The following is a 9096-nucleotide window of genomic DNA, read 5'->3' as shown; positions in this document are numbered from 1 at the left end:
GGATTGCGGTTTTCGGGGCAAAGCCGATGCAAACACAAAAGGTTGGATCATCGGACCGGATAGGTTTCCGGTCCGATGATCCAGGGCAGGAGGTCAAAGCCCCATCGCCTCATATCGGCGATGGGCGGTCGGCTTGGGGGCGGGGTCCTCGCTGATCGCGATGATCTCGCAAGGATGGCTCGAAGGCGCCGCCTCGCCGCCGCGCCAGAGCCAGTAATGGTTTTCCGGCAGGCCGTTCACGGCCACGACCTTGTGGCCATCCGCCGCGTCGATGGCATGGATGGTCACCCGGCCGATCAGCCCGCCCTTCAGCGCGCGCATGTCGGCAACGGCCTCATAGACCGCCTCTTCGACGCTCATGCCCATCTTCATGTAGAGAACGACGGCGCGCGAGGTGCCGGCCCGGATGCTCATTTCGCCGACCCCGGTGCAGGCGCAGGCGCCGTAACGCGTATCGGCATAGGAGCCGGCGCCGATGATCGGGCTGTCGCCGAGACGCCCCGGATATTTCCAGCCCCAGCCCGAGGTGCTGGTGCCGGCGCCGATATGGGCCTGCGCGTCCTTCGCCAGGAAGACGGTGGTGTCGCGGCCGGTTTCCGGGTCGATCGCCTGGGCGCAGAGCTCCGCCATCGGCACGTCCGGCCAGTTCGCGCGGTCGGCTTCGCTGACCTCGTCCCGGAACCAGCGCTCCCAGGCGGACCGGGCATGCGGCATCAGGAGCTCGCCGGCCTCGGCGCTGATCTCGGCCGCGAAACGCCGGGCGCCTTCGCCGACCAGCAGCTCATGCGGCAGGCGTTCGAGCACCTGGCGGGCAATGCTGACCGGATGCAGATAGCCGGTCAGGGCGCCCACGGCTCCGCTGCGAAGGCTGGTGCCGTCCATCACGGAGGCATCGAGCTCGACCTCGCCCAGGAGATTGGGCCAGCCGCCGCGGCCGACGGTGCGGACGCTCTCACTGGCTTCGACAAGCCTGATGCCCGCCTCGATCGCGTCGAGAGCCGCTTCGCCCTTGGCGAGTGCGCGGGCGGTCGCGGGAATGCCGCAGGCCCCTTCATTGTTGCTGATCGCGATCACGGGTGTTCTCAACAAGATTGGATATTGGATCCAATTGCCATTACGATGCCGCTTGGCCCGACGCAAGAGGGGCGGAATGGCGTGATATGTCGTTTGTCGACGCCTCCAAGCGCGCGCCGGGATTGGATACAAAATCGGTTATCCATCCCTATGGCCGACGCCCGGATTGAAATGAACCCCGCTTCAGGGCAGGGATTGGGGCCAGGCGCCAGAGTAGGAGACGCGTGAGCAGGCGATGACGGCTTCCATCCTGTCGAACAATCCTCCCGCGCTTCAGCGCAAGACGACGACCGCGCGTGTCGTCGACCTGCTGCGCGACCAGATCCTGTCGGGCGCCTTGCCCGAGGGCATCCAGCTGCGTCAGGAAAAGCTGGCGGCCGAGCTTGGCGTCAGCCGGGTGCCGATCCGCGAAGCCCTGCATCAACTCGAGGCCGAGGGCCTGGTCCGGCAGGAATCCCACAAGGGCGCGGTGGTCTCAGGGCTGTCGATCGACGATCTCGAGGAAACCTACGAGATCCGGGCCCGGCTCGAGACCTGGCTTCTCGAACTCTCGATGCCGCTGATGACGGCGCAGCACTATCAAAGGGCCGAAGAGATCCTGGCGCAGATCGCGGAAGACCAGCAGGATGAGAACTGGTCGAGCCTGAACTGGGCTTTCCATGCCGCGCTCTATGCACCGGCCAACCGCCCGCAGACGCTGGCGCTGATCCGAAAGCTCTATCTGAACGCCTATCGCCATTTCCCGCTGCCGATCCGGCTGACGGGCGGGCGCGAGCGCATGAACCGCGAGCACCAGCTCCTGCTCGATCTCTGCAGAGCGGGCGATATCGAGCGCGCCAAGGACCATCTGGAGCAGCATATTCTGATGGGCGCCCGCCATCTGATCAGCCGGCTGAAGGCGCTCAGGCGGCGCGAGGGCGCGCCCGAATAAGGGGGCGGCATCGCCCCGATCAGCGATCGAACGCGATTCCGAGATAGGTCCGGTCGTCGGTCCAGCCATCGGGGCCGGAGCCCTTCACGCTGGCATAGGGGCCGATCTTGTCGGGGTCGAGCCGCTCGACCTCGGCGAAGCTCGCCTCCCAGGCCGCGACGCCAAAGGCCTCGGGCTCGGCGAAATAGCCGTCGCTGAACAGTTCGAGCCGCGAGACCTCATCTGCGGCATAGTCGGCGGTGAAGACATGCCGTTCGGCGATGGCGAATCCGTCGAGCACGCCATAGCCGAGATCGCTGGTAGGGTGATTGGCGAAGACGCGCTGGCCGCTGATGCCGCTGTCGAGCAGCCGCTCGATCTCGGTGCGCGCGATCGTCGGCATCTCCTCGCTGCAAAGATGCAGCACATGGGCCCTGACCTCGGCGCTTGCCTCCGCGCTCAAGCCTGCCGGCGGCACGCGCAACCCGTTCCAGACGGCATCGTCCGAGATCGCGCGCTGGTGCAGGGGATCGGCCCGCATCCGGCCGAGATAGGCCCAGCATTCCCGCCGGATCAGCGCGGTCACGCGGTCGAGGGGCTTCGCCTCGACATGGCGGACAGTCCCGAGCGTTTGTCCGCTTAAGCGGATGCCGGAATCGCCGATCGAGACGAGCTGAAGGGCCGGGCCGTCATGGTAGCCCAGCGCCAGCGTGCAGCCGATCCGCGCTGACGCATCACCTTCCACCCGCTCCGCCAGGCCATGCGCCGCGTAGCCGCCGCGCAGCGTGTCGCTGAGCGCCAGGACCAGCCGGCGCACGCGCGCATCGCCGCCGCGCACGCTCAGGTCTTCGCTGAGGAGGAAGCGGGCGACTTCGGTGGCGACCCGGGCCGAGGCGAAGCGCCCGGCCCGCATCGTCCCGAAGCGGCGGCCGCTGCGGTCGGTCACGCCATCGATCACGGCATAGCCGCGGCCGGGCAGGATGACGACGCTGTCTTCGTTCTCCTCAGGGCTGGCGAAGCGCTTGCCGAGGCTGAAGCTTTCAATCTGCATGGTGGATATCGGCGCGAGGCGGCTTCAGCCGGCTCGTTCAAGCCATCACTGGCCGGTCGCCTGCCTCCACTTTTCGATCATCGCCTTGGTGCCGCCGAGTTCCTCTACGGATTTGAGCTTGACCAGGGTCAGCTCGGCGAGCGGCTTCACATCGCCCGGCGCGGCAACATCCTTGCGCACTGAGCGGCGGCCGGCTTCCTTCACCAGCGCTTCCTGCGTCTTCTTCGACAAGGCCCAGTCGATGAAGCGCTTCGCGGGTTCCGGATTGGGTGCGCCCTTCACCAGCCCCACGCCGTCGGGCGAGGTCGTCGTGCCGTCCGCGATATAGGCGATCTTCACCGGCGCTCCGCCGGCGACATATTCGAGCGCATTGTCCTCGAGCGTCAGGCCGAGCGGCGCCTCTCCATCGGCGACGTAGCGCGGCACGGCGCCGGAGCTGTCGGAGAAGATGAAGTTCTTGGCGAGCTTGCCATAGACCTCCCAGCCCTTGTCGCCGCCGGCGGTCAGCACGGTCGTCATCTGCTGGAAGGCCGAGCCGGAATTGTCGACGCGGGCCGAGGCGACCTTGCCCTTCCATTTCGGATCGGACAGCTCGGCCCAGGTCTTCGGGATCTCGGCGTCCTTGACCATCTTGTTGTTGACCATCAGCACGTAGATCACGGTCGTATAGGGCGTCCAGGCCGGGCTCGCGACGAAACGCTCGTCGATCGCCGCCTGTTCCTTGGACGTATAGGGCGTGAGCAGATCGGCGTTTTCGCTGAGCAGCGAGCCGGTGACGCTCCAGATCACATCGGCCTTGGGCGCGCTGGCCTCGGCGCGGGCGCGGCGGAAGACATCGCCGGACCCGAGCTGCACGACCTCGGCCTTGATTCCGGTCTCGGCTTCGAAGAGCGGGATCATCTTCTGCACGATCGAGGATTTATGGGCGGTGTAGAGCACAACCTTGTTGTCGGCCGCATAGGCCCCGCCGGCGACGCCGAGAATCCCGGCCGCCAGCACGAGATGACCCACCCAGTTCCTGCTCGACATCATCGCCTGCTCTCCATCCCCGTCACGCCGGTTCGTTCTGTGCCGGCGCAGTTTCTCCATCTTGCCGTCCAATCGCGGCCATGCGCAACTAGGGAAGGGACGGGAGTGCTTTGCCGGCATGGCGTATCTGACAGTCGACGGCGCGATCAAGCGCTACGGGGCCACGACGGCGTTGAACGGCGTGTCCTTCTCGGTCGCGAAGGGCGAGTTCTTCACGCTGCTCGGCCCATCGGGCTGCGGCAAGACCACCTTGCTGCGCTCGATCGCGGGTTTCTCGCAGCTCACCGAGGGCAGGGTGCATCTCGCCGGCCACGACCTGCTTTCGGTGCCGCCGCACAAGCGCGATATCGGCATGGTCTTCCAGGATTATGCGATCTTCCCGCATCTGACGGTCGCCGAGAACGTCGCCTTCGGCCTGAAAGCCCGCAAGGTCGCGGCCTCCGAGATCCGCGAGCGCGTCGCCGAGGCGCTGGCGACCGTCCGGCTGGCGGCGCTTGCCGAGCGCCTGCCGGCCGCACTGTCGGGCGGCCAGCAGCAGCGCATCGGCATTGCCCGGGCGATGGTGGTGAAGCCGCGCCTGCTCCTGATGGACGAGCCGCTCTCCAATCTCGACGCCAAGCTCCGGCTCGACCTGCGCGACGAGATCCGCGCCATCCAGCGCACGATCGGCATCGCCGCGATCTATGTGACGCATGACCAGGAGGAGGCGCTCGCCATTTCCGACCGGATCTGCGTGATGGACCATGGCTGCGTCGAGCAGATCGGCACGCCGCAGCAGATCTACGGGAAGCCGGCGACGCGTTTCGTCGCCTCCTTCGTCGGGACGATGAACCTGCTCGCGCCCGCCGCCTTCGGCCTGCCGGAGGTGAAGGACGTGGCGCAATGGGCGTTGCGGCCGGAGCGCCTGCGCCTCGCCGAGGCGGGGGCTAGCGAAGGGGGAAGTGGAAACGGCGCCGCCAGCATCGCCGGAACGGTCGAGCATTTCTCCTATCTCGGCCGTGAGGCGCATCTCACCGTCCAGGCGCAGGGGCACCGGCTCGTCGCGCAGATCGGCGCGCCGCCGCCCGATCTCGCGATCGAGGCCGGCCGGCAGATCCGCCTGAGCTTCGACCCGGCCGATCTCCATGGCTTCGACGCGAAGGGACGGCGTGTCCCGGCGGAGCTTACGGCATGAGCGCCATCGCCGTTTCAGCCACGCGCCGCAGCTGGCGTCCGGATTTCTGGACGCTGGTCGCGGTCGKGGCCTGGGCGATCCTGATCGTCCTGCTGCTGATCCCGCTTGGCCTCGTCCTGGTCTCCAGCTTCCGCGACGAGAGCGGGGTGCTGACGCTCGCCAACTGGCAAAGGCTGTTCGGCAGCACGCGCTATTTCAACGCCTTCATCAACACCTTGATCATCGGTTTCGGCGGCTTGGCGGGTGCATTGCTGCTCGGCTCGGTCATGGCCTTCTGCATGGCGCGCATCGAGATCGCGGGCGGCCGCTTCGTCTCGATGCTGGCGATCCTGGCCTTGGTCTCGCCGCCCTTTATCGGCGCCTATTCCTGGATCGTGCTGTTCGGCTCGGGCGGCATCGTACGCCAGACGCTGATGTCCTGGGGCGTCTTCATGCCGCCGATCTACGGCGTCTGGGGCATCCTCATCGTCTTCGCCTTCAAGTTCTATCCGTATGTCTACCTGCTGACCTCGGGCGCGCTCGCCAATGTCAACCGCTCGCTGGAGGAGGCGGCGGAGAATCTCGGGCTGACGCCGTTCCAGCGCGTGCTGAAGATCTCGTTCCCGCTGGTCCTGCCGGCGCTCTCGGCCGGCGGGCTTTTGGCGCTGATCCATGCCATCGCCGATTTCGGCACGCCGCGGCTGCTCGGGCGTGGCTTCAATGTGCTGGCGACCGAGGCCTATACCGCCTATTCCGCCGAGATCGGCTCCAATCTCGGCATGGCGACGACGCTCAGCCTGGCGCTGATCCTGATGTCGATGGTCTTCGTCTTCATCCAGCGCTTCATGTCGCGGAAAAACGTCTATCACAGCAACCTGATCAACCGGCCCGAGAAGATCAGGCTGCGCGGCTTTGCCAATGTCGCGGCCCATGCCGCGGTCTATTTCATCGCGCTCGGCGGCGCGATGCCGGCGATCATCGCGGCGATCTATTCGGTCAGGAAGACGAACGGGCCGGTGTTCCAGCCGGGCTTCGGCCTCGACAGCTACCGCCGCATCGTCGCCACACTCGGCGATGTCGTGTGGAATTCGCTGCTGTTCTCCGGCGCCTCCGTGCTGCTGATCGTGGTCATCGGCACGCTGATCGGCTGCCTGGTCGCGCGGCGCAACACCGCCCAGACCTCGCTGCTCGATGCGACCTTGATGGTGCCCTATGTCATGCCCGGCATCGTCGTCGGCGTCGCCTTCATCGCCGCCTTCAACACGCCACCGCTGGTGATGACCGGCACGGCGGCGATCATCATCCTCTCCGTCTTCATCCGGCGCTTGCCCTATGCGGTGCGCTCCTCGGCCGCCGCGCTGCGGCAGGTCGTCACCATGCCGGTCAAGATCTACATCGCGATCAATGATGGCGATTACGGCACGGCCGCCTCGCTCTCGACGATCCTGCTCGTGCTCAGCGCCGGGGCGATCTATCTCGCCTTCCGCCTGTTGGGGCGCGACGAGCGCGCCTTGCTGTAAAGCCAAGGCGCGCTCTGGGGCCGGTCAGCCCGTGAAGCGGGTCGTCAGGCTCAAGCCCTCGATCTCGCTTTCCGTACCCATGCCGCGTGACAGCCGGTCGAAGCGGTCGAGTACGGGCAGGGCGCGGGTCGGCTCCTGGATCAGCACCGGCATCCCGCTTCTGTTGCACTCGGTCGCGCGGAATTCGATCGTCTCGACGCCGCCCTGGCCGATGCCGATGCGGCAGACCAGCGACCAGGGATCGATCTGCGAGAAGATCGCCTTCTGGTCGGGCGTGGCATTGTCCCAGTCCTGCTGGGCGATGTGGTTGCCGAGGCTGTAGAGGATCGGCTTGCTCCGATAGGTCTCGACGCCGGCGGGGCTATGGGCGTGGTTGCCGAGCACCATGTCGGCGCCGGCATCGATCAGGGCCTGTCCCAGCGGGCGCTGGTATTCGGCCAGCGGGTCGCCGCGGCCATAGCCCCAATGCACGCTGACGATCAGCACGTCGACATGAGGCCGCAAGCTTGCGATCTGCCCGCGTAGCCGTGCGAGATCGCTCTCGCGGACCCGGCTGCGCATTCGCATCGGTGCGCCGGGCTCGGTCGCGAGCAGGACCGGGTGGATTTCCGGCCATTGCTCGATCGCGAGCGGCGCGATGCCCGGCCGGGTCTCCGTTGCCGCATAATCCGGCGGCAGCAGGCAGGAGACCGCGATGGTGCCGAGCCTGCAGCCATTGATCACGCGCCGGTCCGGCACGAGCGAGGCCGCGAGGTCCTTGCCGCCGCCGACCGTCTCGACGCCGGCCGCTTGCAGGTGGCGCAGTGTCTCCAGGAAGGCCTGGGGTCCGAAATCGCAGGTGTGATTCGTCGCGACCGTCATCAGGCCGAACCCGGCCCGGCCGAGATCGGCGGCCACCGTCGGGTCGACGAGATAGGCGATCGGCGCATCGCTCCTGTAGCCGTGATCGGCGAACTGCACCTCGCAGGAGCCCCAGACCAGATCGCTCTGCCGGAGATAGGCCAGCGTCTCGCCATAGCCCTCATCGATGAGCGCATCGCCGGCATAGAGCCGCTCGCGGACCACGATATCTCCGGCAGCGCCGAGCGTCAGAATGGACATGGTCATCCCTTAGATGTTTTTTTGATGTTTCAATTACTGCTCGCAGTTTGTGCCGGCGGTCAAGAGGCCCGTGCTGGGATCACGGGGGAGGGTACGTTCAACGGATCGGCGCCGTCATGGCCTCAGGTGTGCCTGTTGACAGCCGCGATTTATTTATGATGTTTTATTGATGCATCACAAATCCGGCCACGACATCGCTCATGCTGCCGAAGGCCGCCGAGGGGATTCTGACATGACCGACACATCGCTACAGGGGGCGGCCGCCCGCGCGACGGACACGCTGCTCGACACTGCCTATCGCCGGATCTTCTGGCGCCTGATCCCGATCCTGATGGTTCTCTGGGTGCTGGCCTGGGTCGACCGCGTGAATATCAGCTTCGCCAAGCTGCAGATGGCCGACGAGCTGCGCTTCTCCGAGGCCGTCTACGGGCTCGGCGCCGGCATCTTCTATATCGGCTATCTCCTGTTCGAAGTGCCGAGCAACCTGCTGCTGCAACGCATCGGCGCACGCAAGACCATCGCCCGCATCGCCATCGGCTGGGGCACGATCTGCGCGCTGATGTCCTATGCGACGACGCCCGCAACCTTCTACATCCTGCGCTTCCTGCTCGGCGCCTTCGAGGCAGGGTTCTTTCCGGGCGTCATCCTGTTCCTGACGCAATGGTTCCCGAGCGAGCGCCGGGCCAAGGTTTTTGGCATCTTCATGTCGTCGGTCGCCCTGTCCGGCGTCATCGGCGGCCCGCTCGCCGGGCAGATCATGACCGGGATGCAGGGCATGGGCGGCCTGTCCGGCTGGCAATGGCTGTTCATCGTCGAAGGCATTCCGACGATCCTGATCGGGCTCTTTGCGCTGGCCTGGCTCACCGACCGGCTGGAGCAGGCGCATTGGCTCTCGGATGCTGAGCGCAGTGCCGTGCGTGATGATCTCGAGCGCGATGCAAGGGCGCTCGGCCCGCGCGAGCATGGCCTGTCGACGGTGCTGCGTGATCCGCGGCTCTGGATCTTCACGCTGGTCTATTTCTGCATCATCGTTGCCAACGCCACCGTCGCCTTCTGGGGCCCGACCATCATGCGCGAGGCCGGATTCGGCCATGTCGCGACCATTGGCTGGCTGGTCTCGGGTGCCTCGCTCGTCGGCTCGGCGGTGATGATCGGCAACGGCCTGATGGCCGACCGGACGGGCCGCCCGCTCCTGCAATGCGTCGGCTCGCTGATCGTCGGCGCGCTCGGCCTCGCAGGCGTCGCCTTCGCCCTGCAC

The 9096-nt window shown here is 66.5% G+C and carries 8 protein-coding genes; 4 read left to right on the top strand and 4 right to left on the bottom strand.

What is annotated here, in order from left to right:
- Window positions 1–93: 93 nt before the first annotated feature.
- Window positions 94–1074 carry a glycosylasparaginase gene (locus AC1D34_RS32240; protein ID WP_476826433.1) on the bottom strand — a complete coding sequence of 327 codons (981 nt, stop codon included), beginning with the start codon at window positions 1072–1074 and terminating at the stop codon, window positions 94–96.
- 235 nt (window positions 1075–1309) lie between these two features.
- Here AC1D34_RS32240 and AC1D34_RS32235 point away from each other — a divergent pair, with 235 nt between their 5' ends.
- A complete protein-coding gene (locus tag AC1D34_RS32235; RefSeq protein ID WP_441508311.1) occupies window positions 1310–2005 on the top strand; it encodes a GntR family transcriptional regulator in 696 nt (231 codons plus the stop codon).
- Between the two features lie 19 nt (window positions 2006–2024).
- Here the strand turns inward: AC1D34_RS32235 and AC1D34_RS32230 are convergent, their stop codons facing one another.
- Together AC1D34_RS32230 and AC1D34_RS32225 are read right to left on the bottom strand one after the other, a co-directional pair.
- Window positions 2025–3035, bottom strand: a complete 1011-nt coding sequence (locus tag AC1D34_RS32230) for a hypothetical protein (protein WP_476826432.1) — start codon at window positions 3033–3035, stop codon at window positions 2025–2027.
- A gap of 45 nt (window positions 3036–3080) precedes the next feature.
- Entirely contained in the window at window positions 3081–4067 is a 987-nt protein-coding gene (locus AC1D34_RS32225) for an extracellular solute-binding protein (RefSeq protein ID WP_476777225.1), read from the bottom strand.
- A gap of 115 nt (window positions 4068–4182) precedes the next feature.
- Here AC1D34_RS32225 and AC1D34_RS32220 point away from each other — a divergent pair, with 115 nt between their 5' ends.
- Window positions 4183–5238: an ABC transporter ATP-binding protein gene (locus AC1D34_RS32220; protein WP_476826431.1), complete on the top strand. Its 1056-nt coding sequence runs from the start codon at window positions 4183–4185 to the stop codon at window positions 5236–5238.
- On the top strand, window positions 5235–6737 hold the full coding sequence (locus AC1D34_RS32215) for an ABC transporter permease (protein ID WP_476826430.1): 1503 nt from the start codon (window positions 5235–5237) through the stop codon (window positions 6735–6737). The genes AC1D34_RS32220 and AC1D34_RS32215 overlap by 4 nt, the downstream gene beginning before the upstream one ends.
- A gap of 24 nt (window positions 6738–6761) precedes the next feature.
- Here the strand turns inward: AC1D34_RS32215 and AC1D34_RS32210 are convergent, their stop codons facing one another.
- The gene (locus tag AC1D34_RS32210; protein WP_476826429.1) at window positions 6762–7838 is read right to left on the bottom strand and encodes a CapA family protein; all 1077 of its coding nucleotides are present in this window, start codon (window positions 7836–7838) and stop codon (window positions 6762–6764) included.
- A 232-nt stretch (window positions 7839–8070) separates the two neighbouring features.
- On the opposite strand from AC1D34_RS32210, the gene AC1D34_RS32205 reads away from it, so the two are divergent.
- Window positions 8071–9096, top strand: a 1026-nt coding sequence (locus AC1D34_RS32205; RefSeq protein WP_476826428.1) for an MFS transporter, incomplete at its 3' end; no start/stop codon positions are given.

The sequence above is a fragment of the Allobosea sp. P1_A7 genome, assembly GCF_056406775.1.
This window is presented reverse-complemented; position numbering and strand designations above follow the sequence as displayed.

Coding starts and splice junctions, on each gene's coding strand:
- AC1D34_RS32235 (WP_441508311.1), top strand. CDS start 1,310: ATGACGGCTTCCATCCTGTCGAACAATCCTCCCGCGCTTCAGCGCAAG.
- AC1D34_RS32230 (WP_476826432.1), bottom strand. CDS start 3,035: ATGCAGATTGAAAGCTTCAGCCTCGGCAAGCGCTTCGCCAGCCCTGAG.
- AC1D34_RS32225 (WP_476777225.1), bottom strand. CDS start 4,067: ATGATGTCGAGCAGGAACTGGGTGGGTCATCTCGTGCTGGCGGCCGGG.
- AC1D34_RS32220 (WP_476826431.1), top strand. CDS start 4,183: ATGGCGTATCTGACAGTCGACGGCGCGATCAAGCGCTACGGGGCCACG.
- AC1D34_RS32210 (WP_476826429.1), bottom strand. CDS start 7,838: ATGTCCATTCTGACGCTCGGCGCTGCCGGAGATATCGTGGTCCGCGAG.